This window comes from Cellulomonas oligotrophica (assembly GCF_013409875.1).
GTDB lineage: Bacteria > Actinomycetota > Actinomycetes > Actinomycetales > Cellulomonadaceae > Cellulomonas > Cellulomonas oligotrophica.
The window spans coordinates 1,163,434-1,188,880 of record NZ_JACCBK010000001.1; the positions used below are offsets into that span (position 1 = coordinate 1,163,434).

Here is a 25,447-nt window from a genome sequence, read left to right on the forward strand (position 1 = left end):
GGAGAGGGACGGCGGTGAATTCCCCCGCACCGTTTCCTCCCGGTTGAGGGCTCGCACGTGATATGTCGTCACGCGTTCGGGTGCGTCCGGGCCGGCACGGTCCCGGGCAGGCGTCCGGGTCGGCTCCCCGGACGGCCCAGCGGGCGGACGGGGCTGCAGCACGGCGGTGCAGCAGCCGGACGGTCCGCCGCGAGGACGCCGCCCGCGCCGTCGCGACGTGCGCGGCGCGGTCAGGCGTGCGCCGACGGCGCCACGGCGGCGACGCACTCGTGCAGGAGCCCCCGGAACGACCGCGAGCGGTGCACCGTCCGGTCGAGCGGCACGCGCTCGACCGCGGCGTCGGGGACCATGACGAACTGCGCGAGCCCGGGGTGCTCGCGCGCGAGCCACGCGACGACGCCGAGGTCCGGCTCGTCGCGGCTCGTGACCGTGACCAGCGCGCCCGGGCGCGTCATGACGACCAGCTCCCCCGCGTGGCGGGACGAGACCGGCCCGCCGACGGTGCGGGCGTCCACGCCCGCGACCGCGAGCGCGGCGGCCAGCGCGTGGGCGAGCAGGGGCCGCGGCTCGCCCGGTGTGGTGAGCACGAGGACGACGGGGGCCCCGGGGCGGGGAGGTCGCACGGTCCGGGCCCGCAGGGCGCCCAGGGCGGCGGCGGTCACGGTGGCCCCGGCGTCGACGCCGGGGCGGTCGACGACGGTGCGCAGCGCGAGCGCGGCGAGCACGGGCTCGACGAGCGTGGTCCACCAGGTCGCGACGTCGTCCGTCTCCGCGACCGCGAGCAGCCCGGCGCACCGGTCGTGCTGGCCGGCGAGAGCGGCGTCGACGACGGCGTCCACGCCGCCGCCCCCGGGCAGGCCCGCGGGCCGGGGCGAGGGCAGGGCCGGGGCGGGCGACGGTGCGCTGACGTCCGCGGTGAGCGCCCGCCGCGCGGCCTCGGCCGGGGCGACGCCCTCGATCGTGAGCCGTCGCATGACGAGGAGACGCTCGACGTCGCGCGCGCTGTACCGGCGGTGCGCGCCGGCGCTGTGGGCCGACGGGCCGAGACCGTACCGGCGGTCCCAGGTGCGCAGCGTGGCGGGCGCGACGCCGAGGCGCCGGGCGACGGCGGCGACGGCCAGCGCGGGTGCGTCGGCGTCGTCGGACGGGTCGGCCGGCGCGGGGTGGGCGTCGGGGAGGTCGACGGAACCTGCGGCGTCGGGGAGGTCGTCCGGCAGGCCCGGGTGCGCCGGGCCGTCCGTCGGACGGACCGACGGTCGCGACTCGGTCATGGCGCGATTGTGCCAGCCGGGGCCGTCCTGCGCGGGGGACGATCCGCCACCTGGGGACGGACCGACGTGACGCAGCGCACGTCACCCGGGTGAATCAGATCGCGACCGGGTCTTGAACAACTTCTGAAACGGTTGCTAACGTGACGACACATCGCCACCGCATCGCTTCGATCGGGCGGCGAGACCGACCCCACCCGGCGATCCCGCCGGGGTGCGACCTGCAGGACCCCAGGAGGAACCCATGGCGGAGATCTCGCGACTGCCCGGACCGGTGATGGACCTGTGGGAGTGGCAGTTCGACGGCGCCTGCCGCGACGCGGACCAGGACCTCTTCTTCCACCCCGAGGGCGAGCGCGGCGCCGCGCGTCGCCGCCGCGCGGAGGCCGCCAAGGCCATCTGCGCCACGTGCCCGGTGCTCAACGAGTGCCGGGAGCAGTCCCTGGCCGTCCGTGAGCCCTACGGCGTGTGGGGCGGCCTGTCCGAGGACGAGCGGGCCGCCGTCCTCGCCGAGCGCGCCGGACGCCGCGCCGCCGTCTGACGAGCAGCCCCTCGGCCGGCCCGGGCGCCGACGGCGCCGCCCGGGCCGGCGGGGCGCTCCGGGTCCCGGGCAGGCGGGGCCGAGACGGCCACGACGCACGAGAGGCCCCCTCCCGTCGGGAGGGGGCCTCTCGTCACGTCAGGCGCCAGGGCGCCCAGCGGGTGTCAGCCGATGACGGCGAGCACGTCGCGCGCGGAGAGGATGAGGTACTCCTCGCCCGCGTACTTGACCTCGGTGCCGCCGTACTTGGAGTAGATGACCTTGTCGCCGACGGCGACGTCGAGCGGCACACGGTTGCCCTTGTCGTCGATCCGACCCGGGCCGACCGCCAGGACCTCGCCCTCCTGGGGCTTCTCCTTGGCGCTGTCGGGGATGACGAGACCGGACGCGGTCGTCGTCTCTGCCTCGAGGGTCTTGACGAGGATCTTGTCCTCGAGGGGCTTGATGGAGACCGACACAGCGGACCTCCCCTTCGCATCTGAGTTGGTGAGCCACATGTCTGCGCCGCACCGCCGGTCGCCGTCGTCGCGGGTGCCGGGACCACGGGCACGGTTGGCACACTCACGAGGAGAGTGCCAGCTCCTCACTCTAGGAACGCGTTAGCACTCGGTCAACCCGAGTGCCAGTACGGGTTCGGTCCCGCGCGCCGGGCCGACCAGCGGCGGGCCCCGCGACGGGCCCCGCGGCCGTGCCCGTCCGGCACGCCGGGGCCCGGTGCGGCGCGTCCCCGGGTGCGGCCGTGGCAGGCTGGGCGGATGGACGACGCGGGCCTGGCCCAGGTGCTGAGCCCGCAGGGGTGGGCTCTGCTCGGGGCGCTGCCGCCCTACGACGAGAAGCACGCCCTCGTGCTGGCCGAGCGCCTGCAGCGCGACGGGTTCGACCGGTCGCTCGTGGCGGCGGCGCTCACGCAGTCGCGCCTGCGGGCCAAGGCCCGCGGCAAGCTCGGCGACTTCGCGGACGGCATGCTGTTCACCCCGGCGGGGCTGGAGCAGGCCAGCCGGCTCGAGGTCGCCGCCCACCACGCGCGGCGCTACCTCGACGCCGGCTGCACGTACGTCGCCGACCTCACCTGCGGGCTGGGCGCCGACGCCCTGGCGCTCGGCGGCGTCGGCCTGCGCGTCGTCGCCACCGACGTCGACGAGACCACGGCGGCGCTGGCGACCGTCAACCTGCGCGCGCTGCCCGAGGTCGAGGTGCGCCACGGCGACGGGCTCGCGCTCGACCTCACCGGCGTCGACGGCGTGTTCGCCGACCCGGCGCGGCGCACCGGCACCGGGCGGCGGGTGTTCGACCCGAGCGCCTACGCGCCGCCGCTCGACGCGCTCCTCGCGCTGCGGGACGCCGTCCCCGCGCTGGGCCTCAAGCTCGGGCCCGGCCTGGCGCACCGGGACCTGCCCGCGGACGGCGAGGCCCAGTGGGTCTCCGTGGACGGCGACGTCGTCGAGGTCGGCCTCTGGTTCGGCCCGCTCGCCCCGCAGGGTCCGGGGCGCAGCGCGCTGGTGCTGCGCGGCGGGACGCCGCACACCCTGCGGGCCGAGGACGCCGCCGCCAACGACGCACCGCCCGTCGGGGCGCTCGGCGCCTACCTCTACGAGCCCGACGGCGCCGTCATCCGCGCCGGTCTCGTCGGCACGGTCGCCCAGCGGGTGCGCGGACGGCTCGTGGACAGCACGATCGCCTACGTGACCGCCGACGACCTCACGCCCGACCCGACCGCCACCGCGTACCGGGTCCTCGACGACATGCCGTTCGGCCTCAAGCGGCTGCGCGCGTACCTGCGCGAGCGCGGCGTCGGCCGTCTGACCATCAAGAAGCGCGGCACGGCCGTGGTGCCCGAGCAGCTGCGCAAGCAGCTCGACCTGCGCGGCCCCGCGGAGGGCACGGTCGTCCTCACACGGGTCGCCGGGCAGCAGCGCGTGCTGGTCGTGGAGCCCGTCTGATGGCCGCGCCGGTCCCCCTGCCGTTCGCGCGGTCGGAGCGCTCGACGGTCGGCATCGAGTGGGAGGTCGCGCTCGTCGACGCCGACTCCGGCGACCTGCGCCAGGCCGCCCAGGCGATCTTCGAGGCCGTGCGTCCCGCCGACGGCGCCGACCACCCGCACATCACGTCCGAGCTGCTGCTCAACACCGTCGAGGTGTCGTCGGGCAAGTGCCGCACGGTCGGCGAGGCCGGGGCGGACCTGCAGCGGGCCCTCGACGAGGTCGCCGCCGCCGCCGAGCCGCTGCGCATCCAGCTCATGGGCGGCGGCACGCACCCGTTCGCCAGCTGGGCCACGCAGCGCGTGACCGACAAGCAGCGGTACGCCACGCTCATCGACCGCACGCAGTGGTGGGGCCGCCAGATGCTCATCTACGGCGTGCACGTGCACGTCGGCATCGAGGACCGCGCGAAGGTCCTGCCGCTGTCGCGCGCCATGCTCACGGTCTTCGGGCACATCCAGTCGCTGTCGGCGTCCTCGCCGTTCTGGGGCGGCAAGGACACCGGCTACGCCTCCAACCGCGCCCTGCTCTTCCAGCAGCTGCCGACCGCCGGGCTGCCGCCGCAGCTCGAGCGCTGGGAGGAGCTCGAGCAGTACGTGGGCGACATGCGGCACACCGGCGTGATCGAGCAGGTCGACGAGGTCCGGTGGGACATCCGCCCCGCGCCGCGGTTCGGCACGCTCGAGATGCGCATCGCCGACGGCGCGCCCTCGCTGCTCGAGGTCACCGCCATCAGCGCGCTGACGCACTGCTTCGTCGAGCACTTCTCCACGATGCTCGACGCGGGCGAGCCGGTGCCCACGATGCCGCCGTGGTTCGTGCAGGAGAACAAGTGGCGCTCGGCGCGCTACGGCATGGACGCGATCCTCATCACCGACGCCGCCGGCGAGGAGGAGCTCGTGACCGACGCCGTGGGTCGCTGGCTCGTCGAGCTCGCGCCGGTGGCCGAGCGCCTGGGGTGCAGCGCCGAGCTGGAGCAGGTCCGCACGATCCTGCGCCGCGGGGCCTCCTACCAGCGGCAGCGGGCCGTCGCCCGGCGCAACGCCGGCGAGCTCGAGCCCGTCGTGCGCGCCCTCGTCGCCGAGATGGCCGCGGGCCGCCCGCTCTGATCCCGGCCCGTCGGGGCCCCGGTCGGACCGGGGCCGCTGGTCAGACGAGGACCTGCGTCAGCGGCATCGACGAGTCGACGGGCAGGTCCAGCGGGGACGGGCGCATGCCCCGGCGGACGACCGCCGAGCCCAGCGCGGCGATCATCGCGCCGTTGTCGGTGCAGTAGCGGATCGGCGGGATCCGCAGCTCGATGCCCGCCGCGGCGCAGCGCTCGGCGGCCATCTCCCGCAGCTGGGAGTTCGCCGAGAACCCGCCGCCGACGACGAGGGTGGACACGCCCTCACGCCGGCACGCCGCGATCGTCTTGGCGGTCAGCACGTCGGCCACGGCGGCCGCGAACGAGGCGGCGACGTCCTCGAGCGGCACGGGCTCGCCGGCGTCCTGCCGGGCCTCGACCCAGCGGGCCACGGCCGTCTTCAGGCCCGAGAACGAGAAGTCCGTGGCGTGCTTCGCCTGGTCCTTGGGCGCCGTCAGTCCGCGCGGGAAGCGGATCGCGTCGGGGTCGCCGGTGCGCGCGAGCCGGTCGATGTGCGGACCGCCGGGGTACGGCAGGCCGAGCAGCCGGCCGACCTTGTCGAAGGCCTCCCCCGCGGCGTCGTCGAGGGTCGAGCCGAGCTCGGTCACGTGCACCGTGCCGTCGATGCGCAGCAGGGACGAGTGCCCCCCGGAGACGACGAGCGCGAGCACCCGCTCGGGGAACGGACCGTCGACGAGCTCGTCGACGACCGCGTGGCCGATGACGTGGTTCACGCCGTACAGGGGCCGGTCGAGCCCGATGGCGAGGGCCTTGGCCGCGGCCGCACCGATGGTCAGCGGTCCGACGAGCCCGGGACCGGCGGTGACGGCGACCGCGTCGACGTCGCCGAGCGTGACGCCCGCCGTCGTGAGCGCCCGCTCGATCGTGGGGACCATGGCCTCCAGGTGCGCCCGCGAGGCGATCTCGGGGATGATGCCGCCGAACCGTGCGTGCTCGTCGACGGAGCTGGCCACGGCGTCGACGAGCAGCTCGTGACCGCGCACGAGCGCGACCCCCGTCTCGTCGCACGACGTCTCGATGCCCAGGACGAGGGGTGCGCTCACGGCGCCCAGGATAGGTCGCCGACGCCGCTGCCGGCGCACCGGGACGACGCCACCGACGCCCGGGTGTGGGCCACCTCACGTCGCTGCGGGGCATGCCCTCCGGGTGGTTGAACGTTCACCGAGCATGACGACGCAGACCCTGCCCCTGCCCGACGGCGCCCTGCTCGACGAGGCGGCCGTGCACTCGCTGTTCCTCGACGCGCGCACCGTCCAGACGTTCACGTCGCAGGAGGTCACGGACGCGCAGGTCGCCGCCGCGTACGACCTCGCCCGGTGGGCGCCCACCGCCATGAACACCTCGCCGCTGCGCGTCGCGCTGGTCCGCTCGGCCGCCGCGCGCGAGCGTCTCGTCCAGCACATGGCGCCCGGCAACCGCGACCGCGTCCTGGCCGCTCCCCTGGCCCTCGTCGTGGCCGCGGACCCCGCGTTCCACCGGCACGCCGCGACGCTGGTCCCGCACGCGCCCGACTTCGAGGCGTCCTTCGAGCCCCAGGTCGAGGCGCGCGAGCGGATGTCCCGCGACAACGCCTGGCTGCAGGCCGGCTACCTCCTGCTCGCCCTGCGCGGCGTCGGCCTGGGCGTCGGTGCGATGGGCGGCATGGACGCCGCCGGCGTCGACGCCGACCTGTTCGCCGACCAGGGCTGGCGCACCCTCCTGGTCCTGACCGTCGGCCACCCGGAGGGCGAGGGCACCACGCGCCCCCGCGCCCCGCGCCTGACGTTCCCGCAGGCCTCGACGACGCTCTGAGCCGCTCCGGGCGGGGTCGGCCTGCGGGCCGGTCCCGCCTCCGGGCGCCGGAGGCGGGGTCAGCGCCCCACGGCGAGCGGGCGGGACGCGTCGTGCGACCACTGCGACCACGAGCCCGGGTAGAGCGCCGCGTCCACGCCGAGCGACGCGAGCGCCGCCACCTCGTGGGCCGCGGTGACCCCTGACCCGCAGTACACGCCGACGGCGTCCCCGCCGCGCCGCACCCCCAGGGACGCGAACCGCGCGCGCAGGTCCTCGGCCGGCAGGAAACGGCCGTCCGCCCCGAGGTTGTCCGTCGTCGGGGCGCTGCGCGCACCGGGCACGTGCCCGGCCCGCGGGTCGACGGGCTCGACCTCGCCCGCGTAGCGCTCGACCGCCCGGGCGTCGAGCAGCACGCCGCGCGCCGCGAGGTCCGCCGCACCGTCGGCGTCGACCGTCGGCAGCGCCCCGCCCGTGAGCACGACGTCGCCCGGCTCCACGGGCACCGCCCCCGCCTCGACGGGGTGGCCGGCCGCCACCCACGCCGCCAGCCCTCCGTCGAGCAGACGCACGTCCCGCACGCCGGCCCAGCGCAGCAGCCACCACGCGCGCGCCGCCGACGTGCCGCCGCCCGCGTCGGCGACGACCACCGCGGCGCCCTCCCGCAGCCCCCAGCCGCGCGCGCAGCGCTCCAGGTCGGCGACGGCGGGCAGCGGGTGCCGCCCGGCGGCCGACGAGGGCGGGGCCGCGAGCTCGGTGTCGAGGTCCACGTAGACCGCCCCCGGCACGTGCGCCGCCAGGTGCTGCTCGTGCCCGTCGATGCGGCCCAGCGCCCACCGCACGTCCAGCACGAGGGGCGGGTCGTCGTCCGCGAGCCGGGCGGCGAGCTCGTCGACGTCGACGAGCACGCCCCGCCGCAGCGTCTGCTCGTCCGCCGGTCCGGCCGTCGTGGTCCCCGTCATCGTCGCCTCCGTCGTCGCCTGGTCGTGGCAGCCCTGCCCTCGCGTCCCTGCCGTCGCGTCCCTGCCGCCGCGGCCGGGTCGCCGTCGTGCCGTCGCCGCCCGGTCACGCCTGCGCGGTCCTCACCCCGGGGTCGTCGCGGGCGCCGGCGCCCGCAGGTCGAGGCGCATCGTCCACGCGTCGACGTCACCCGGCTGGTAGTAGGCCCGACGACGGCCCAGCCGCACGAAGCCGAGGGTGTCGTACAGGTGCATCGCGGGATCGTTGTCGACGCGGACCTCGAGCAGCACCGCGTCCGCGCCGACCGTCCGGGCGTGGTCGAGCAGCACCGTGAGCATCCGCCGGGCGATCCCGCGACCCTGGTAGGCGCTGTCCGTGCCGACCGTCATGACCTGCGCGTCGTACCCGTCGAACCACAGCCCCGCGTAGCCGACGAGGCGACCGTCACCGACCGCGGCGCCGACGTACGTGCGCCCCGGTCCGACGATCTCGTCGGCGAGCGACTGCGTCGACCACGCCGCCGGCCCGAACAGCTCCGCCTCCATGCGCTCGAGGTCCGGGAGGTCGGCGGCGGTCAGCGGCCGGACCTCGACCTCCGCGGGCGCACGACCGGACCCCGGGACGGGCGGCGCCGGGACGGGCGGGGACTGGCTCACGCGAGGGCCCGCTTGCGCGCGGTAGGTGGCTGCGCGTCGGGCCGGCGCAGGTACAGCGGGTCGACGGGCTGGGCCACGCCCGCGTCGCGGCGCGCCAGCGCGAGCCCCACCAGCCGCGCGGGGTCGACCACGAGACCGCCGAGCCCCTCGGGCAGCGGGCCGGTGCCGAGCACGTCGGGGTAGCCGTCCCGACCGGCGCCGACCACGACCTCGCCGTCCGTGCGCGGCACGTCGGCGGGTGCCGCCACGTCGGGCCCCGCGACGAGGTCCACGCCGCCGTCGCGCACGACGTACCGGGCCCAGTAGACCTCGTGGCGGCGCGCGTCGGTCACGACGAGCAGCGGCGTGCCGGTAGGCAGCGCCGCTGCCGCGGTCGCGGCGAGCGCGTCCAGGCTGGGCACGCCCCACACGGGGACGCCGCGCGCGAGGCCCAGCACGCGGGCCGTCACCAGCCCGACGCGCAGTCCCGTGAACGGCGCGGGGCCGGTGCCGACGGCGACGCCGCGCAGCTCGGCGGCGCTGGTGCCGGCCTCGGCGAGCGCCCGCTCCACGAGCGGCGCCAGGTGCTCGACGTGCCGGCGCGGCGTGGCGTCGACCAGCGTCCGGGTGGTGCCGTCGGCGGCGACCACGGCCACGGCGACCGCGGCCGAGGTGTCGATGCCCAGGTAGCTCATGCGTCCTCCGTCGTCGTCGGGACCGGCGCGCCGGGCAGTGCGACGCCCGCCCACCGTGCGCCCACGCCCTGCACCGTCAGCGTGCGCTCGCCCGCCGCGGCGTCCTGCACGTCCGCGTCGGGGGCGAGCCCGCCGTGGGGCCGCTGCAGCCGCAGCTCGAGCCGGTCGTCCGTCAGCCCCTCGACCCACCCCTCGCCCCACTCGACGACGGTCACGGCCTCGTCGAGCGACGACTCCAGGTCGAGCGCCTCGACCTCGTCGAGCGAGCCCAGCCGGTACGCGTCGACGTGCACGAGCGCCGGTCCGCGGGTGCCGTCGGTGCGCGGCAGCGCCGGGTGCTCGCGCGCGATGACGAACGTCGGCGACGCGACCTGCCCGCGCACGCCGAGGCCCGCACCGAGGCCCTGGGTGAGCGTGGTCTTGCCGGCGCCCAGGTCGCCGGTGAGCACCAGCAGGTCGCCGGCGCGCAGCAGCGGGGCCAGCGCGCGGCCCCACGCCCGGGTGGCGTCGGCGTCGGGCAGGCGCACGACGAGCGGCTCCGCGGCGGCGCTCACCGGCCACCGCCGACGCTCGCGGCGACGACGGACGGGACGTCCCGGGCGCGACCGTGGGCGGCGTCGGTGTCGACGTACTCGCGCGGCACCCGGGCGCCGACCCGCGTGACGAGCTCGTACGCGATCGTCCCCGCGACGTCGGCCCAGTCCTGCGCGGTCGGGCCACCGTCCGTGCCGGGGCCCCAGAGCACGACGCGGTCGCCCGCGACCTCCCGCGCACCGGCGCCGAGGTCGACGACGACCTGGTCCATGCACACGCGCCCGGCGACCCCCAGACGCCGCCCCCCGACCTGCAGCGGACCGCCGAGGGCGCCGGACCGGCCCGACGCGTGCCGCGGCACCCCGTCCGCGTAGCCCACGGGGACGACGCCCAGCACCGTGTCGGCCGGGGTCGTGTACTCGTGCCCGTAGCTGACGCCCGCGCCGGCGGGCACCGGCTTGACCGTCGCGAGCCGCGCCTCGAACGTCATCGCCGGCACGAGGCCGAAGCGCTCGGGGCCGCCGACCTGCGGCACGGGCGAGATCCCGTAGGCCGCGATGCCCGGGCGCACGAGGTCCCAGTGCAGGTCCGGGGCCGTGAGGGTCGCGGCGGAGTTGGCCAGGTGCCGGACCTCCAGGCGCGCCCCGGCGCGCTCGACGGCCGCGACGGCGTCGGTGAACACCGCGGCCTGCGCGCGCACCGACGGGTGGCCGGGGTCGTCGGCGTACGCGAGGTGCGACCACACCCCCACGACCTCCAGCACGCCCTCGGCCTGGGCCGCGAGCGCGGCGGCGAGCACGCCGTCGAGCTGTGCGGGGACCAGTCCGTTGCGGGACAGGCCCGTGTCGACCTTGAGGTGCACGCGCGCCGGCCGCCCGGCGGCACGCGCCGCCGCGACGAGCTCGTCGAGCGCCCAGGGCGCAGCGACGGAGACGTCGACGTCGGCCTCGACGGCCTCGCGCAGGGGCGCGCCGGGGGCGTACAGCCACGTCAGCACGCGCGCGCCGGTGACGCCGGCGCGGCGCAGGTGCAGGGCCTCGGAGACCTGGGCCGTGCCGAGCCAGGTGGCCCCGCCCTCGAGGGCCGCGAGCGCGCACGGCACGAGGCCGTGCCCGTACGCGTCGGCCTTGACGACGGTCATGACCTGGGCGGTCGGGGCGTGCGCGGCCAACGACCTGACGTTCTGACGGACGGCGCCGAGGTCGACGACCACGCGCGCGGGGAAGTCGTTCACGCGCGCCAGTCTCTCACCGCCCGGGCGTGGGCCCACCCGGGCGCCCGGCGTCGGGGTCGTCCGGGTCGACCACGACGTCCGCGCGGGCCGCACCCGCGGCCACGAGCCTGGCGTTCGCCTCGTCCGGGCCCGTCGACCACGCCCGTGCCGCGTCGGGGGTCTTGCCGAACGCCTCGTGGCGCGCCACGAGGCGGGCCAGGCGCACACCGTCGTCCGGGGCGACGAACCAGCTCTCGTCGAGCAGGTCGGCGACGGGGCCGAACCCGTGCGCGTCGAGCAGCAGGTAGTTGCCCTCGACCACGACGAGCGGCACGTCCGCCGGGACCCCGATCGCCCCGGCGACCGGGTTGCGCAGGTCGCGGCGGTACTCCGGCGCCCACCCGGTGGCGCCGGGCCGCGGGTCGCGCAGGCGGCGCAGGAGCGCGACGAACCCGTCGGCGTCGAACGTGTCGGGGGCGCCCTTGCGGTCGGCGCGCCCGAGCGCCTCGAGCGTCCGCTGCGCGAGGTGGAAGCCGTCCATCGGCACGACGACGGCACGACCGGGGTGGGCGGCGGCGACGCGGGCCGCGAGGGTGGACTTGCCGGCACCGGGGGCGCCGGCGATCCCGAGCAGCCGCCGTCCGCCCCGGGCCAGCAGCGCGTCCACCCGGGCGGCGAGCGGCGCGGGCAGCGGGGTCGTCACCGTGCCGTCCCGCCGAGCAGCGCGGCGACGGTCGCCGGGACCGCGTCGGCGACGGCGGACGCCGTGACGGGCCCGCCGGGGTTGGCCGCGTGCGCCGCCCGCCCGTGCACGAGCGCGGCCAGGGCGGCGAGCGCCGCGGGCAGCGTCGGGTCGGCCGCGACGTCGGCCGCACGGCCCGCGAGGACGGCGCCCAGCACGCCGGCGAGGACGTCGCCGGCCCCGGCCGTGGCCAGCCACGGCGGGCCGTCGGCCTGGGCGTAGGCCGCGCCGTGCGGGCCGACGACGACCGTCACGGGCCCCTTGAGCAGCACGGTGGCGCCCGTGGCCTCGTGGGCGCGCCGGGCGTGCTCCCAGGGCGACGCCTCCACGTCGGCGCGGGAGACCGCGGCGCCCCGGGCGGTGAGGAGCGTGGCGAGCTCGCCGGCGTGCGGGGTCAGCACCACGTGCGGCGGGACGTGCGGGGGCAGCAGGTCGAGGGCGCCGGCGTCGACCACGACCGGCTCGCCGTGCGACCCGGCGCGGGCCACGGCGTCCCGCGCCCGGGAACGCTGCACGTCGTCGTCCGGGCCCACGCCCGGGCCCACCACCCACGCCTGGACGCGCCCGGGGCCGGCGACGACCTCGGGGTGCGCGGCCACGACGGGCGCGTCGCCGAGGTACCGGACCATCCCGACGCCTGCCCGCAGCGCGCCCGACGTCGCGAGCACCGCGGCCCCGGGGTACGCGGCCGAGCCGGCGACGACGCCGACGACGCCGCGCACGTACTTGTGCCCGGACGCCGACGGGACCGGCCACAGGTCGACGACGTCGGCGGCCTCCAGCCGGGCGACGGCGGGCGGCCCGGCCAGGTCGAGACCGATGTCGACGACGACGAGGTCGCCGACCGCCCCGGCCGCCGGCGGCAGCACGTGCGCGGGCTGCGGCGCCCCGAACGTCACCGTCACGTCGGCGACGGGCACCGGTCCCGCGCACGTCCCGTCGTCCACGCCGACGCCCGAGGGGAGGTCCACGGCGACGACGAGCGGGCCGGCGCCCGCGCGGCCCCGCAGGTCGGCGAGCGGGGCCACGAGCCCCGCCCCGGGCCCGCGCACGCCCCCGCGGCGGGCCCCCAGCCCGAGGAGCCCGTCGAGCACGACGTCGGCGCCGTCGAGCGCGTCGCGCACGGGCGCGGGGAGGTCGCCGTCCGGCACCGGCAGCACGCGGCCGCCGGCGGTCCGCAGCGCGGCGAGCCCCTCGGCGTGGGGGTGCGCGACGGTCGTCAGCGCCGTGACGCGCACCCCGCGGCGCGCGAGCAGCGCCCCGGCGTGCAACGTGTCACCGCCGTTGTTCCCCCCGCCGACGAGCAGCACCGCGTGCGCACCGCGCACGGCGCCGCGCGCGCCGCGCAGCAGGCGCGCCACGTGGTGCGCGAGCCCCGTCGCGGCGCGTGCCATCAGCGGCGCGCCGTCGCGCAGCAGCGGCTCCTCGGCGGCGCGCACGGCCGCGGCGTCCCAGGTCAGCAGCACCCGCCCATCCTGGCCCGTCCGGGGCGCCGGTGCGAGGCGCGGCCGCGCGGCGCGGGCCGGGGCCCGCCGGTAGCGTGCGACCCATGCGCTTCGGACTCTTCATCCCCCAGGGCTGGCGGCAGGACCTCACCGGCATCGAGACCCGCGAGCACTGGCCGGTCATGCGTGACCTCGCCACGTGGGCCGACGACGGCGACGCCTTCGAGTCGGTCTGGGTCTACGACCACTTCCACGCCGTGCCCGAGCCCAACGGCGAGGCGACGCACGAGGCGTGGAGCCTGATCAGCGCGTTCGCCGCGGCGACGTCGCGGGTGCGGCTCGGCCAGATGTGCACGTGCATGGCGTACCGCAACCCGGCGTACCTGGCCAAGGTCGCCACCACCGCGGACGTCATCTCCGGCGGCCGCGTCGAGATGGGCATCGGCGCCGGCTGGTACGAGCACGAGTGGCGGGCCTACGGGTACGGCTTCCCGACGGCCGGCACCCGGATCGCGATGCTCGACGAGGGCGTGCAGATCTTCGAGCAGCTGTGGACGACGGGCACCGCCACGCTCCACGGCGAGCACTACCAGGTGGACGGTGCCCAGCTGTCGCCGCTGCCCCTGCAGGCGGGCGGCCCGCCGCTGTGGATCGCCGGCGGCGGCGAGAAGAAGACCCTGCGCATCGCCGCGAAGCACGCCCGCTACACGAACTTCGACGGGGCCCCCGAGGGGTTCGCGCACAAGTCCGAGGTGCTGCGCGGGCACTGCGCGGACGTCGGTCGCGACTTCGACGAGATCACGCGCTCGGCCAACTACAACGTGGTCGTCGGCGCCACGCAGGCCGAGGTCGACGACCGCCTGGCGTGGATCGAGCAGCACTACGCCGCGACCGTGCCCTCGAAGGCCGCCGAGGTCGCGGGGCAGTTCCGCGACGGTCCGCTGGTCGGGACGCCCGAGCAGCTCGTCGAGCAGCTGCGGGCCCTGCAGGACCTCGGCATGACGTACGCGATCACGTACTTCGCGGAGGCCGCGTACGACCGTTCCGGCATCGAGCTGTTCGCGCGCGAGGTCGTGCCGCACCTGCGCTGAGGCACGGACGCCTCGCGCCGACGCCTGACGCCACCGAGCCCCGGGGGCGTCAGGTGTCGCGCTCGGCGACGACCACCGCCGACGCGATGCCCGCGTCGTGGGAGATCGACAGGTGGAACCGGTCCACCCCCAGCGCGTCGGCGCGCGCCAGCACGGTGCCGGTGACCTCGACGACCGGCTGCGCGCCCGCGACCCGGCGGACGGTCGCGTCCTGCCAGCTCATGCCGGGCGGTGCGCCGAGCGCCTTGGCGATCGCCTCCTTGGCCGCGAACCGGGCGGCGAGCGACGTCGCGGGCATGTCCCGCTCGGCGGGCGTGAACAGGCGCTCGCGCAGCCCCGGGGCCCGCTCCAGCGTCGCGACGAACCGGGCGACGTCGACGACGTCGATGCCGACCCCGACGATCACTCGACCGTGACGGACTTCGCCAGGTTGCGCGGCTGGTCGACGTCCAGGCCCTTCGCGGTCGCCAGCTCGGCCGCGAACACCTGCAGCGGGACCACGGTGAGCAGCGGCGCGAGCAGCGTCGAGGACTGCGGCACCGAGAAGACCTCGTCGGCGTACGGCACGACCGCCTCGTCGCCGTCCTCGGCGATGACGAGCGTGCGAGCACCGCGGGCCCGGATCTCCTGGATGTTCGAGACGATCTTCGAGTGCAGCGAGTCCCGCCCGCGCGGGGACGGCACCACGACGAACACCGGCTGGCCGGGCTCGATGAGCGCGATCGGCCCGTGCTTGAGCTCGCCCGCCGCGAAGCCCTCGGCGTGGATGTACGCCAGCTCCTTGAGCTTGAGCGCGCCCTCCATGGCCACCGGGTACCCGACGTGCCGGCCGAGGAACAGCACCGACTGCGTGTCGGCCATCCACCGGGCGATCTCGCGCACCCGGTCCGCACGGTCGAGCACCTGCTGGATCTTCTCCGGCATCTGCCGCAGCTCGGCCATGATCGCGCTGATCTCGTCGGGGAACTTGTTGCCCCGCAGCTGCGCCAGGTACAGGCCCAGCAGGTAGGCGGCCGTGATCTGGGCGAGGAACGCCTTCGTCGACGCGACGGCGATCTCCGGCCCCGCGTGCGTGTACAGCGCGGCGTCGGACTCGCGCGGGATCGTCGACCCGTGGGTGTTGACGATCGCGAGGGTCGTGGCGCCCTGCTCCTTGGCGTGGCGCACCGCCATGAGGGTGTCCATCGTCTCCCCCGACTGGGAGACCGCGACGACGAGCGTGCGGTCGTCGACGACCGGGTCGCGGTAGCGGAACTCGTGCGCGAGCTCGACCTCGACGGGGATGCGGCACCAGTGCTCGATGGCGTACTTCGCGACGTGCCCGGCGTAGGCGGCCGTGCCGCACGCGACCACGACGATCTTGTCGACGGAGCGCAGCACCGACTCGTCGATGCGCATCTCGTCGAGCACGAGGCGGCCCGTGGTGTCGGTGCGGCCCAGCAGGGTGTCCGCGACCGCCTGCGGCTGGTCGTGGATCTCCTTGTCCATGAACGAGCGGAAGCCGCCCTTCTCGGCGGCCTTCGCGTCCCAGTCCACCGTGAAGCGGCGCGCCTGCGCCGGCTCGCCGTCGAAGCCCGTCACGGACACCGAGGTCGGCGTGATCGTCACGACCTGGTCCTGGCCGAGCTCGAGGGCCTCGCGCGTCGAGGCGATGAACGCCGACACGTCCGAGCCGAGGAAGTTCTCGCCCTCGCCGAGCCCGACGACGAGCGGGGAGTCGTGCCGGGCCCCCACGACCGTGTCGGGCAGCGCCGCGTGCACGGCCAGCAGCGTGAAGGTGCCCTCGAGACGCCTCGCGACCTGGGTGAGCGCGTCCGTGAGGTCCTTCGACGCGTCGTACGCGCGGGCGACGAGGTGCGCGACGACCTCGGTGTCGGTCTCGGACGCGAACGTCACGCCGTCGGCGACGAGCTCGGCCTTGAGCAGCGCGAAGTTCTCGACGATGCCGTTGTGGATGATCGCCACGTCGCCCGACACGTGCGGGTGCGCGTTGGCGTCGGTGGGCCCGCCGTGCGTCGCCCACCGGGTGTGCCCGATCGCCGCCGTCGCCGCGGGCAGCGGCCGGGCGTCGAGCTCGTCGACGAGGTTGACGAGCTTGCCGGCCTTCTTGGCGGTCGCGAGCTCGCTGCCGGGGGCGACGAGCGCCACGCCTGCCGAGTCGTAACCGCGGTACTCGAGGCGCCGCAGCCCTTCGAGCACGACCTCGAGCGGGCGAGCGCTGGGCAGCTGGTCCCCGACGTATCCGACGATCCCACACATGGCGCCGATCCTAGCGGCCGGTCGGGACGCCCGGCCCCGCCCTGCCCCTGCCCTGCCCCTGCCCTGCCCCGCGTGCGGCGCCCCGCCGCGGACGCCGGTCCGCGCAGGCCCGCGCGATGGTCCACAATCGACGGGTGCCGACGTCGACCCCCACCGTCGCCCCCTCGACGCCCTACGTCGACCTCGACAGGGAGGCCTGGACCCGGTTGTCGGCGTCCACCCCCCTGCCGCTGACCGACGCCGACGTCGAGCACCTGCGCGGGCTCGGCGACCCGATCGACCTGGCCGAGGTGGACGCGATCTACCGGCCGCTGTCGCGCCTGCTGAACCTCTACATCGGGGCGACGCAGGGACTGCACCAGGCGTCGAGCACGTTCCTGCGCGAGGACGTGGGCCGCACGCCCTTCGTCATCGGCGTCGCAGGGTCCGTCGCGGTCGGCAAGTCCACGACGGCACGCCTGCTGCGCGAGCTCATCGCCCGCTGGCCGGCCACGCCCCGGGTCGAGCTCGTCACCACGGACGGCTTCCTGCACCCCAACGCCGAGCTGGAGCGGCGCGGCCTGCTCCAGCGCAAGGGGTTCCCCGAGTCCTACGACCGGCGCGCGCTGCTGCGGTTCGTGTCCAAGGTCAAGGCCGGTCGCCCGGAGGTCGCGGTCCCGGTGTACGACCACCTCACGTACGACATCGTCCCGGACGCCCAGGTGGTGGTCCGCCAGCCCGACGTCCTCATCGTCGAAGGTCTGAACGTGCTGCAGCCGGCCCGCCCGACGCCCGAGGGCACGTCGAACCTGGCGGTCAGCGACTTCTTCGACTTCTCCATCTACGTCGACGCGCGCACGCCCGACGTGAAGCAGTGGTACGTCGACCGGTTCCTGTCGCTGCGCGCGACGGCCTTCGCCCAGCCCACGTCGTACTTCCACCGGTACGCCGCGCTGAGCGACGACGAGGCGGTCGCCCGGGCCGAGAGCATCTGGGACTCGATCAACGCGCCCAACCTCGAGCAGAACATCCTGCCGACCCGCAGCCGGGCCACGCTCGTGCTGCGCAAGGGGCCGGACCACGCCGTGCAGCGCGTGCGCCTGCGCAAGCTCTGAGCCGGGGTCAGCCCGCGACGGACCCGGGGCCCGCGTCCGTCACGAGCGCGACCGGGTGCTCGGTGACGGCCACGACGTCGAGGTCGTCGAGCGCAGCCGCCACGCCGTCGGCGCCGCACACCGCCCACGGCTCCAGCAGGACCGCGTCCTCCAGCGCGTCCAGCAGCCACACCTGCGGGCCCGGACCACCGGTGCAGACGGTCGACGCACGGTCGACACCCGCCAGGAGCGGGGTCAGGTCACCCTCGAGGCGGGTCGCCCGCACCGAGCGCCACTCCCCCGCCGAGTCCCGCAGCGTCGCACCGCGCTCGCAGACGAGCACGGTGTCGGCGACGAACCCCTCCGGCGGCGCCCCGCGCGCCGTCTCGACACCCGCCGTGACCGCCGGCGAGGGTGCGAGCGACGGGTCCAGGCTCAGGCCCAGGACGTCGAGCACGGGCGCGGCCAGGCACGAGGCACCGGCGTGGACCTCGGCGGTCGCCGCACCGGCGTCCTGCCCCGCGCTCGCCGCGTCGGCGCACCCGGCCAGCGCGAGCACGAGCGCCACGGCGCCGGTCACCCGCCCTGCACGTGCCACGTCGCCGCCTCCTCGTCCCGCCCGGAAGCGCACCACGGGTCGGCCCCGGAGGGCTCGCGGTGCGCGCAGGACGGCGTCGGCGGCGCCCTGCCCCCGAGACTAGGCGGGCGGACGTGTCACCCGTCCGGTCGATACCGGATCGTTGCCCGGCCGTGCCCGATCGTGAGGTCCCTGTGACCTGGACACCGGTCCGGCACGGACGTGCGCCGGCGGTTCCAGGAGGCGGTCTCAGGCGGCGGTCGTGTCCCGCTCGGCGCCGACCGTGGCGGCACCCCGGGGCCCGGCGACGACGACGGCGTCGCCGCGCCCGACCAGCGCCTGCGGCGGCAGCCCGAGGAGGCGGCGCAGCACCCAGTCGACCACCACGCCGAGCAGGAGCCCGCCGACCACGCCGACCACGACGCCGAGCAGCGGGCGCTCCTCCAGCACGTGCCCGGCGCCGATGCCGATCGCGGTCGAGTAGAGCGCCCACGTGACGGCGGCGATGCCCGTGAGCAGCACGAACCGGCGCCGTCGGAAGCCGAGCGACCCGGCGGTCATGTTCACCGCGACGCGCCCGATCGGGATGTACCGCGCGGCGATGATGAAGGACGCGCCCCGGTGCGTCAGCGCGTGCTCGGCCCAGTCCAGCACCCGGCGGCCGCGACGCCCGCGGAACAGGCGCAGGCGCCGCAGGTCCACGGCTGACCCGATCTGGTACGCCACCTGGTCGCCGAGGAACGCGCCCACCGCGGCCACCGCCACGACCGGCCACAGGGCGGGAGCGCCCGTCGAGACGGACAGCGAGGCGAGCGCGATCACGACGGACTCGCTGGGGACCGGCGGGAAGAACCCGTCGATCGTCGTGAGCGCGAGCAGCACCACGAGCACCCAGGGCGACCCGGCCAGCTGCAGTGCCCAGTCCTCGACCATGCGTCCCCGTCTCCCCGACCCCCCGACCCGAGCAGGTCGACAGGACCCACGCTAGAGCCCGACGGGCCCGGCGAACACCCGGGGACACCCCGATTCAGCCCTGAGCCGTGCGCAGATCCCCCCGAGGTCGCCCTCCGTCCACGGTGCGGTCGTCCTGCAGGCGGAGGGCCATGTCGACGAACGCCCGCAGGACCGGCGGGGCCTGCACCGTCGCGGCGGCCCGGGCCCGGGCGACGACGTCCTCGAGCTCCTGCGGCGCGAAGTACCCCTCGTGCCGGTACGCCTGCACGCGGGTGACGAGCCCGTCCGTGTCGAGCTCGGGGTGGAACTGCGTCGCGTACACGTGGCGCCCGACGCGGAATGCCTGCACGGGCGCGCCCGGCGACCGGGCCAGCAGCGTCGCTCCCGGCGGTGCCGCCCGCAGCGCCTCCTTGTGCCCGCCGAACGCCTCGAAGATCGCCGGCCCGACACCGATCACCGGGTCGGACCGACCTTCGGGCGTCAGCTCCACCCGCACCGCGCCGACGGGCTCGCCGTACGTGCGGTCGACCCGCCCGCCCTGGTGCCGGCCGAGCGTGCCGATGCCGTAGCAGGCGCCGAGGAACGGCAGGTCGGCCGCGACGACGACGTCGAGGAGCCGGGCCAGGTCGGACTCGACGCGGCGCTGCACCGCCGACTTCGTGCGTTCGGGGTCGCTGACCTGGAACGGCCCGCCCCCCAGCACGACCCCGGCGACCTCACGCGGGTCGACGGGGGCGAGCGGCGCCGCCTCGACGCGCACCCGGCGCAGGTCCCGCTCGTCGAGGCCCGTGCAGCGCAGCATCGCGGCGTACTCGTCGTCGGCCGGCCCGTCCTCGGGCCGCACCCCCAGGAAGAGGAACGGGCGCACGAGCACCTCCCGTCAGCGCGGCGCGGCCCCGCCAGGTCCGGCGGGCGTCGGCAGCGCGAAGCCCAGCGCCCGAGACGCCTCGAGCGGCACGGGCTGCGACGCCCAGTGCGCTCCCAGCCTGTCGGTCGCGGACAGCGACCGCATCTCGGCGCGGTCCAGGTAGAGCGTGCCGCGCAGGTGGTCCATCTCGTGCTGCACGATCCGCGCCGCCCAGCCGGTGACGACCTCGTCGACCACGGCGCCCGACGCGTCGTGGGCCCGCAGCCGCACCGACCGCGGGCGGGCGACGACGGCCTGGTAGCCGACCACGCTCAGGCACCCCTCGTAGAACCCGACGCGGTCCTCGCCGACGGGCTCGTACGCGGGGTTGACGAGCACCCGGAAGGGCAGCCGGTCGCGCTCCCGGACGCGGGCGACCTCGGCGTCGTCGACGCCCGGGTCCTCCACGACCGCCAGCGCGAGCGGGATCCCGATCTGCGGTGCGGCCAGGCCCACACCCGGTGCCGCGCGCATCGTGCGCTGCATGAGGGCGACCAGCTGCGCGAGGTCCGCGTCGTCGAGCTGACCGTCGCAGGGGAACGCCGCGGCGCGCAGCACCGGGTGCCCGACCTGGACGATCGGCGCCGTCCCCGCGCCGTCCGCGTCGTCGAGCAGCCGGCGCACGAGGTCGCGGACGACCGTCGCCCGCCGGTCGCTCACAGCGCGAGCCGCTCGCGCACGACCTCCGCGAGCTCGTGGGCGACCCGGTCGGCCTCCGCCTGCGTCGCGGCCTCGACCATGACCCGCACGAGCGGCTCCGTGCCGGAGGGGCGCAGCAGCACCCGCCCGGTCTCCCCGAGCTCCTTCTCCGCCGAGCGCACCGCATCGAGCAGGACGTCGTCGTCGGTGCGCCCCCGGTCGACGCCGGGGACGTTGACCAGCGTCTGCGGCAGGCGCCGCACGACGGCCGCGAGCTCGCCGAGGGGACGCCCGGTGGCCGCCACGCGCGACGCCAGCTGCAGCGCGGTCAGCACCCCGTCCCCGGTCGTGGCGTGCTCGGCGAGGATGATGTGGCCGGACTGCTCGCCGCCGAGCCCGTACCCGCCGGCCCGCATGGCCTCGAGGACGTACCGGTCGCCGACCGCCGTCTCGACGGTCGCGATGCCCGCGGCCTGCATGGCCAGGCGCAGCCCCAGGTTGCTCATGACCGTCGTGACGAGCGTGCCGTGCGCGAGCCCGTCCCGCTCCGCGAGGGCGATCGCGAGCACGCCCATGATCTGGTCGCCGTCCACGACCCGACCGTCCGCGTCGACCGCCAGGCAGCGGTCGGCGTCGCCGTCGAACGCCACGCCGAGGTCCGCGTGCGCCGCGAGGACGGCCGCCTGGAGCGGCTCCGGGTGCGTCGACCCGGACTCCTCGTTGATGTTGCGCCCGTCCGGGGACGCGTTGATGACGACGACGTCCGCACCGGCGGCCCGCAGCGCCGCGGGGCCGACCTCGGACGCGGCGCCGTTCGCGCAGTCGGCGACGATCCGCAGCCCGTCGAGCGGGTGCTGCACGGTGCCCACGAGGTGCTGGACGTACTGCTCGCCCGCGAGCCCGACGTCGATCCGGATGCGGCCGACACCGGCACCGACGGGGCGCTCCCAGTGCTCGCCCATGCGCGCCTCGATGGCCTTCTCCAGCTCGTCGTCGAGCTTGTGGCCGCCGCGCGCGAGGAACTTGATGCCGTTGTCGGGCATCGGGTTGTGCGACGCCGAGATGACGACGCCCAGGTCCACGCCGCGCGACGCCGTCAGGTGCGCGACGGCCGGCGTCGGCAGCACGCCGACCATGTCGACGTCGACGCCCGCCGACGCGAGCCCCGCGGCGACCGCGGCGGCCAGGAACTCGCCCGACGCGCGGGGGTCCCTGCCGACGATGGCGCGGGGGCGGTGGCCCTCGAACGCCCCGATGCTCCCGAGCACGTGGGCGGCGGCGACCGACAGGTCGAGCGCCACCTCCGCCGTCACGTCCCGGTTGGCCAGCCCGCGCACGCCGTCCGTGCCGAACAGTCGACCCATCACACGACTCCCTCGTCCCGGCGGCCGCCCTCACGGTACGCCCGCCGTCCTGGCACCTGCCTGCTCCCCCACCGCCGGCGCGGCGCGCCGACCCCGAGCACGCCGACGGCCCCGGGGTTCTGGTGAACCGCCGGGGCCGTCGAGCGGGAACGCTGCGTCAGCGCTTCGAGTACTGCGGCGCCTTGCGGGCCTTCTTCAGACCGGCCTTCTTGCGCTCCACCACACGGGCGTCACGCGTGAGGAAGCCGGCCTTCTTCAGCGCCGGGCGGTTGTTCTCGGCGTCGATGGCGTTCAGCGCACGGGCGATGCCCAGGCGCAGCGCACCGGCCTGGCCCGACACGCCGCCGCCGTTGATGCGGGCGACGACGTCGAACCGGCCCTCGACGTCCACGAGCTTCAGCGGGTCGTTGACCAGCTGCTGGTGGACCTTGTTGGGGAAGTAGTCCTCGAGCGTGCGGCCGTTGATGGTCCACTGGCCGGTGCCAGGGACCAGACGGACGCGGGCGACGGCCTCCTTGCGGCGACCCAGCGCCTGGCCCGGAGCCGTGAGGCTCTGGCCACGGCCGGTCGGCGCGGACGACTCGCTCGTGTAGGTGCTGGGCGTCTCGCCCTCGAACTCGTTCTCGACGGTGGTCTCGGCCACGGGATCCTCGCGTTCTGTGTTCGTCACTGCCGCAGCAGCCCGAGGCTTACTGCGCCACCTGGGTCAGCTCGAACGGCTTCGGCTGCTGGGCTGCGTGCGGGTGCTCGGAGCCGGCGTACACCTTCAGCTTGCTCAGCTGCTGGCGGCCGAGGGTCGTCCGGGGGAGCATCCCACGGACGGCCTTCTCGATGGCGCGCTCGGGGTGCTTCTCGAGCAGCTCCGAGTACGGGGTCGCCCGGAGTCCGCCCGGGTAGCCCGAGTGACGGTAGGCGAGCTTGGTCTCGCGCTTGTTGCCGGTGAGGGCGATCTTCGCGGCGTTGATGACGATGACGAAGTCACCGCCGTCCACGTGGGGCGCGAAGGTGGGCTTGTGCTTGCCGCGCAGCAGCGTGGCCACATGGGTGGCCAGGCGGCCGAGGACGACATCGCTCGCGTCGATGACGTACCAGGTCCGCTCGACGTCGCCGGGCTTCGGGGTGTACGTGCGCACGGGTGTGGGCCTCTGTCTCGTGTTGCGTGTCAAGGCCGGTCCCGCACGAGCGGGGCGGCCGAGGATGGCTGTCGGAGCATCCCGCCCCAGCGAGTGGGATCGCACCAGGACGGCCATCGGCACACGGTGGTGAGAAGCCACCGGTGCGCGACAGGGGACGCACAACGACACAACAGAGTACGGCACCGTTCAGCGTCGGCAAAACCCGGTCCCGGGTGACGTGGGCGACGCCGCCGACGCGCAGGCCAGGGCCGGTCGGCGGGCGGTCCGTGGGTGGTCAGCGGGCGGTCAGCGGGCGCGGTCGACGCGCGCCACGTCCCACACGGGTTCGGGCGTCTCCACGACCGTCCCGTCCGCACCCACCACGAGGAAGCGGTCGAACGTGCGCGTGAACCACCGGTCGTGCGTGACCGCGAGGACCGTGCCCTCGAACGCGGCGAGCCCCGTCTCCAGCGCCTCCGCCGAGTGCAGGTCGAGGTTGTCCGTGGGCTCGTCGAGCAGCAGGAGCGTGGCCCCGCCGAGCTCGAGCAGCAGGATCTGGAGCCGCGCCTGCTGACCGCCCGAGAGCGTCTCGTAGCGCTGCTCGGCGGCGGCCACCAGCTCGTAGCGGTCCAGCGCGCGGCTGGCCGCGTCCCGGGCCAGGCCGGCCCGGCGGCCGTCGCCCCGGTGCAGCACGTCGAGCAGCGTGCGGCCCACCAGGTCGGGACGCGGGTGGTTCTGCGCGAACCAGCCCGGACGGACCCGGGAGCCGAGCACGACCGAGCCGGTGTGCGGCACCGCGTCGGGGACGAGGTCGCCGGCGGGCTCCTGGTCCGGGCCCGGGTCGGAGCCGCCCGCCGCGAGCAGGCGCAGCAGGTGCGACTTGCCCGAGCCGTTGGACCCCAGCACGGCCACGCGCTCGCCGTACCAGACCTCCAGGTCGAACGGCTGCAGCAGGCGCGTGAGGGCCAGCTCCCGGGCCACCACGGCCCGCTTCGCCGTCCGCCCCCCGCGCAGCCGGACCGTGACCCGCTGCTCGGGCACCACGACGGTCGGCGGCCCGGCCTCCTCGAAGCGGCGCAGCCGCGTCTGCGCCGCCTGGTAGCGCGAGGCCAGGCCGTCGTTGAACGCGGCCTTCTGCCGCAGCGTCAGCACCAGCTCGCGCAGCTGCGCGTGCTCCTCCTCCCAGCGGCGCAGGAGCTCGGCCAGCCGCGACCGGCGGTCCTCGCGCGCCTGCCCGTAGCCGGCGAACCCTCCCCCGTGCACCCAGACCTGGGCGCCGACCTCGGTGGGCTCGAGCGTCGCCACGTGCGTGGCCACCCGCGAGAGCGTCTCCCGGTCGTGGCTGACGAGCAGCACGCTGCGGCCCGACTCCACGAGCCGGTCCTCCAGCCAGCGCTTGGTCGGCACGTCGAGGGCGTTGTCGGGCTCGTCGAGCAGCAGCACCTGGTCGGGCCCCCGCAGCAGCGCCTCCAGCACCAGGCGCTTCTGCTCGCCCCCCGACAGGGTGCGGACCTCACGGTGCTGCGCCCGCTCGAACGGCACCGACAGCACCGCGTCCGTCACCCGGTCCCAGGTGACCTCGGCCTCGTAGCCACCGACGTCCGCCCAGTCGGCGAGCGCCTGCGCGTACCGCATCTGCGCCGGCTCGTCGTCGACCTCCATCATCAGCAGCTCGGCCGCCGTGAGCTCGGCCGCCGCCGCACGCAGCGACGCCGGCGCCAGCGAGGCGAGCAGGTCCCGGACCGACCGGTCGTCGCGCACCCGTCCGACGTCCTGGCGCATGACGCCCAGCCCCCCGCTGCCGGTCACCGAGCCCGCGTGCGCCGCGAGCTCACCGGCGACGATCCGCAGGAGCGTGGACTTGCCGACGCCGTTGGGCCCGACCAGGGCGACCCGCGCCCCGTCGGCGACCCGGAACGACACGTCGTGCAGCAGCGGCCGCCCGTCGGGCAGGACGTACCCGACCCCGGCGACGTCGAGATGACCCATGCCCCCAGTGTCCGTGCCGCGGACCGCCGACGGGAAGCGCATTGCCCCTCACCGCCCGTCCGGGGCGCTGGTGTGGCGCCCCGCCGTGCACGGTGCTTGGCTCGGGGCATGACCGAGGACACCCCCGCCACGAGCACCGACCCCGCGCTGGGCGCCGAGGGCGACACCGACCAGCTGCCCAAGGAGGACACCCTCGTCGAGCGCGGCGTGGACGACCTCCTCGACGAGGGGTGGTCGCCTCCCGAGCGGGCACGCACGTCCACGTGGGGCGAGACCGCGTGGGAGGAGGCGCACGGCGAGAGCCTCGACCAGCGGGTGCTCCAGGAGGAGCCCGAGGTCTGGGAGCGCACGCCGCGTCCCACCGGCGACCGGGAGGAGCTGCGCGCCGGGCGCCTGGTCGCCGACCCCGACGCCGTCGACGCGGGCGGCACCGACGAGTTCGCGGTCGACGCGGGCGTCGCGGGCGGGGCCGCCTCGGCCGAGGAGGCCGCCGTGCACCTCGTCGAGGAGGAGTACGTCGACACCGACGACGACGAGGACCTCTGACAGG

At 76.2% G+C, this 25,447-nt stretch carries 27 protein-coding genes; 7 read left to right on the top strand and 20 right to left on the bottom strand.

Going from position 1 to position 25,447, the window contains the following annotated elements:
• Positions 1 to 230: 230 nt before the first annotated feature.
• Positions 231 to 1,271, bottom strand: coding sequence for a MerR family transcriptional regulator (locus BKA21_RS05030; protein WP_140457260.1), 1,041 nt, complete (start codon positions 1,269 to 1,271; stop codon positions 231 to 233).
• Positions 1,272 to 1,512: 241 nt separating this feature from the next.
• Here BKA21_RS05030 and BKA21_RS05035 point away from each other — a divergent pair, with 241 nt between their 5' ends.
• On the top strand, positions 1,513 to 1,809 hold the full coding sequence (locus BKA21_RS05035) for a WhiB family transcriptional regulator (protein WP_140457261.1): 297 nt from the start codon (positions 1,513 to 1,515) through the stop codon (positions 1,807 to 1,809).
• A gap of 164 nt (positions 1,810 to 1,973) precedes the next feature.
• Here the strand turns inward: BKA21_RS05035 and groES are convergent, their stop codons facing one another.
• Positions 1,974 to 2,267: a co-chaperone GroES gene (gene groES, locus BKA21_RS05040; RefSeq protein ID WP_140457262.1), complete on the bottom strand. Its 294-nt coding sequence runs from the start codon at positions 2,265 to 2,267 to the stop codon at positions 1,974 to 1,976.
• Between the two features lie 297 nt (positions 2,268 to 2,564).
• On the opposite strand from groES, the gene BKA21_RS05045 reads away from it, so the two are divergent.
• Positions 2,565 to 3,749 (top strand): class I SAM-dependent methyltransferase, encoded by a 1,185-nt coding sequence (locus BKA21_RS05045; protein WP_140457263.1) that lies wholly within the window; start codon positions 2,565 to 2,567, stop codon positions 3,747 to 3,749.
• On the top strand, positions 3,749 to 4,897 hold the full coding sequence (locus BKA21_RS05050) for a glutamate--cysteine ligase (RefSeq protein ID WP_140457264.1): 1,149 nt from the start codon (positions 3,749 to 3,751) through the stop codon (positions 4,895 to 4,897). The genes BKA21_RS05045 and BKA21_RS05050 overlap by 1 nt, the downstream gene beginning before the upstream one ends.
• Before the next feature lie 40 nt (positions 4,898 to 4,937).
• Here the strand turns inward: BKA21_RS05050 and tsaD are convergent, their stop codons facing one another.
• Positions 4,938 to 5,978 (bottom strand): tRNA (adenosine(37)-N6)-threonylcarbamoyltransferase complex transferase subunit TsaD, encoded by a 1,041-nt coding sequence (gene tsaD, locus BKA21_RS05055; protein ID WP_140457265.1) that lies wholly within the window; start codon positions 5,976 to 5,978, stop codon positions 4,938 to 4,940.
• A 124-nt stretch (positions 5,979 to 6,102) separates the two neighbouring features.
• On the opposite strand from tsaD, the gene BKA21_RS05060 reads away from it, so the two are divergent.
• On the top strand, positions 6,103 to 6,726 hold the full coding sequence (locus BKA21_RS05060; protein ID WP_140457266.1) for a malonic semialdehyde reductase: 624 nt from the start codon (positions 6,103 to 6,105) through the stop codon (positions 6,724 to 6,726).
• A gap of 59 nt (positions 6,727 to 6,785) precedes the next feature.
• Here the strand turns inward: BKA21_RS05060 and BKA21_RS05065 are convergent, their stop codons facing one another.
• From BKA21_RS05065 to BKA21_RS05095, 7 genes are all read right to left on the bottom strand, one after another.
• A complete protein-coding gene (locus BKA21_RS05065) occupies positions 6,786 to 7,667 on the bottom strand; it encodes a sulfurtransferase (RefSeq protein ID WP_140457267.1) in 882 nt (293 codons plus the stop codon).
• Between the two features lie 120 nt (positions 7,668 to 7,787).
• Positions 7,788 to 8,321 (bottom strand): ribosomal protein S18-alanine N-acetyltransferase, encoded by a 534-nt coding sequence (gene rimI, locus BKA21_RS05070; RefSeq protein ID WP_239072744.1) that lies wholly within the window; start codon positions 8,319 to 8,321, stop codon positions 7,788 to 7,790.
• Positions 8,318 to 8,995 (bottom strand): tRNA (adenosine(37)-N6)-threonylcarbamoyltransferase complex dimerization subunit type 1 TsaB, encoded by a 678-nt coding sequence (gene tsaB, locus BKA21_RS05075; RefSeq protein WP_140457268.1) that lies wholly within the window; start codon positions 8,993 to 8,995, stop codon positions 8,318 to 8,320. Before tsaB ends, rimI begins: the two co-directional genes overlap by 4 nt.
• Positions 8,992 to 9,549 (bottom strand): tRNA (adenosine(37)-N6)-threonylcarbamoyltransferase complex ATPase subunit type 1 TsaE, encoded by a 558-nt coding sequence (gene tsaE / locus BKA21_RS05080; RefSeq protein ID WP_140457269.1) that lies wholly within the window; start codon positions 9,547 to 9,549, stop codon positions 8,992 to 8,994. The genes tsaB and tsaE overlap by 4 nt, the downstream gene beginning before the upstream one ends.
• Positions 9,546 to 10,763 (bottom strand): alanine racemase, encoded by a 1,218-nt coding sequence (alr, locus tag BKA21_RS05085; protein ID WP_140457270.1) that lies wholly within the window; start codon positions 10,761 to 10,763, stop codon positions 9,546 to 9,548. Before alr ends, tsaE begins: the two co-directional genes overlap by 4 nt.
• Positions 10,764 to 10,776: 13 nt before the next feature.
• Positions 10,777 to 11,445 (bottom strand): nucleoside/nucleotide kinase family protein, encoded by a 669-nt coding sequence (locus tag BKA21_RS05090; RefSeq protein ID WP_140457271.1) that lies wholly within the window; start codon positions 11,443 to 11,445, stop codon positions 10,777 to 10,779.
• On the bottom strand, positions 11,442 to 12,950 hold the full coding sequence (locus BKA21_RS05095; RefSeq protein ID WP_140457272.1) for a bifunctional ADP-dependent NAD(P)H-hydrate dehydratase/NAD(P)H-hydrate epimerase: 1,509 nt from the start codon (positions 12,948 to 12,950) through the stop codon (positions 11,442 to 11,444). The genes BKA21_RS05090 and BKA21_RS05095 overlap by 4 nt, the downstream gene beginning before the upstream one ends.
• A gap of 83 nt (positions 12,951 to 13,033) precedes the next feature.
• On the opposite strand from BKA21_RS05095, the gene BKA21_RS05100 reads away from it, so the two are divergent.
• Positions 13,034 to 14,020: an LLM class F420-dependent oxidoreductase gene (locus BKA21_RS05100; protein WP_140457273.1), complete on the top strand. Its 987-nt coding sequence runs from the start codon at positions 13,034 to 13,036 to the stop codon at positions 14,018 to 14,020.
• Positions 14,021 to 14,069: 49 nt separating this feature from the next.
• On the opposite strand, the gene BKA21_RS05105 is transcribed toward BKA21_RS05100, so the two are convergent.
• Positions 14,070 to 14,426, bottom strand: a complete 357-nt coding sequence (locus BKA21_RS05105; protein WP_140457274.1) for a holo-ACP synthase — start codon at positions 14,424 to 14,426, stop codon at positions 14,070 to 14,072.
• Entirely contained in the window at positions 14,423 to 16,279 is a 1,857-nt protein-coding gene (gene glmS, locus BKA21_RS05110; protein ID WP_140457275.1) for a glutamine--fructose-6-phosphate transaminase (isomerizing), read from the bottom strand. The genes BKA21_RS05105 and glmS overlap by 4 nt, the downstream gene beginning before the upstream one ends.
• A 116-nt stretch (positions 16,280 to 16,395) precedes the next feature.
• On the opposite strand from glmS, the gene coaA reads away from it, so the two are divergent.
• The gene (gene coaA, locus BKA21_RS05115; protein ID WP_140457276.1) at positions 16,396 to 17,373 is read left to right on the top strand and encodes a type I pantothenate kinase; all 978 of its coding nucleotides are present in this window, start codon (positions 16,396 to 16,398) and stop codon (positions 17,371 to 17,373) included.
• Between the two features lie 7 nt (positions 17,374 to 17,380).
• Here coaA and BKA21_RS05120 read toward each other — a convergent pair whose 3' ends face one another.
• From BKA21_RS05120 to BKA21_RS05155, 8 genes are all read right to left on the bottom strand, one after another.
• Positions 17,381 to 17,950, bottom strand: coding sequence for a hypothetical protein (locus BKA21_RS05120; protein WP_140457277.1), 570 nt, complete (start codon positions 17,948 to 17,950; stop codon positions 17,381 to 17,383).
• 228 nt (positions 17,951 to 18,178) lie between these two features.
• A complete protein-coding gene (locus tag BKA21_RS05125) occupies positions 18,179 to 18,862 on the bottom strand; it encodes a DedA family protein (RefSeq protein WP_140457278.1) in 684 nt (227 codons plus the stop codon).
• A 94-nt stretch (positions 18,863 to 18,956) separates the two neighbouring features.
• On the bottom strand, positions 18,957 to 19,751 hold the full coding sequence (locus BKA21_RS05130) for a glutamine amidotransferase (protein ID WP_140457279.1): 795 nt from the start codon (positions 19,749 to 19,751) through the stop codon (positions 18,957 to 18,959).
• Between the two features lie 12 nt (positions 19,752 to 19,763).
• A complete protein-coding gene (locus tag BKA21_RS05135; protein ID WP_179625316.1) occupies positions 19,764 to 20,450 on the bottom strand; it encodes a peptide deformylase in 687 nt (228 codons plus the stop codon).
• The gene (gene glmM / locus BKA21_RS05140; RefSeq protein ID WP_140457280.1) at positions 20,447 to 21,793 is read right to left on the bottom strand and encodes a phosphoglucosamine mutase; all 1,347 of its coding nucleotides are present in this window, start codon (positions 21,791 to 21,793) and stop codon (positions 20,447 to 20,449) included. The genes BKA21_RS05135 and glmM overlap by 4 nt, the downstream gene beginning before the upstream one ends.
• A gap of 157 nt (positions 21,794 to 21,950) precedes the next feature.
• On the bottom strand, positions 21,951 to 22,436 hold the full coding sequence (gene rpsI, locus BKA21_RS05145; protein ID WP_140457281.1) for a 30S ribosomal protein S9: 486 nt from the start codon (positions 22,434 to 22,436) through the stop codon (positions 21,951 to 21,953).
• Between the two features lie 46 nt (positions 22,437 to 22,482).
• Complete coding sequence (gene rplM, locus BKA21_RS05150; protein WP_140457282.1) at positions 22,483 to 22,926, bottom strand: 50S ribosomal protein L13; 444 nt, start codon at positions 22,924 to 22,926, stop codon at positions 22,483 to 22,485.
• Between the two features lie 288 nt (positions 22,927 to 23,214).
• Positions 23,215 to 24,897, bottom strand: a complete 1,683-nt coding sequence (locus tag BKA21_RS05155; protein WP_140457283.1) for an ABC-F family ATP-binding cassette domain-containing protein — start codon at positions 24,895 to 24,897, stop codon at positions 23,215 to 23,217.
• Between the two features lie 108 nt (positions 24,898 to 25,005).
• On the opposite strand from BKA21_RS05155, the gene BKA21_RS05160 reads away from it, so the two are divergent.
• The gene (locus tag BKA21_RS05160; RefSeq protein ID WP_140457284.1) at positions 25,006 to 25,443 is read left to right on the top strand and encodes a DUF5709 domain-containing protein; all 438 of its coding nucleotides are present in this window, start codon (positions 25,006 to 25,008) and stop codon (positions 25,441 to 25,443) included.
• Positions 25,444 to 25,447: the final 4 nt, after the last annotated feature.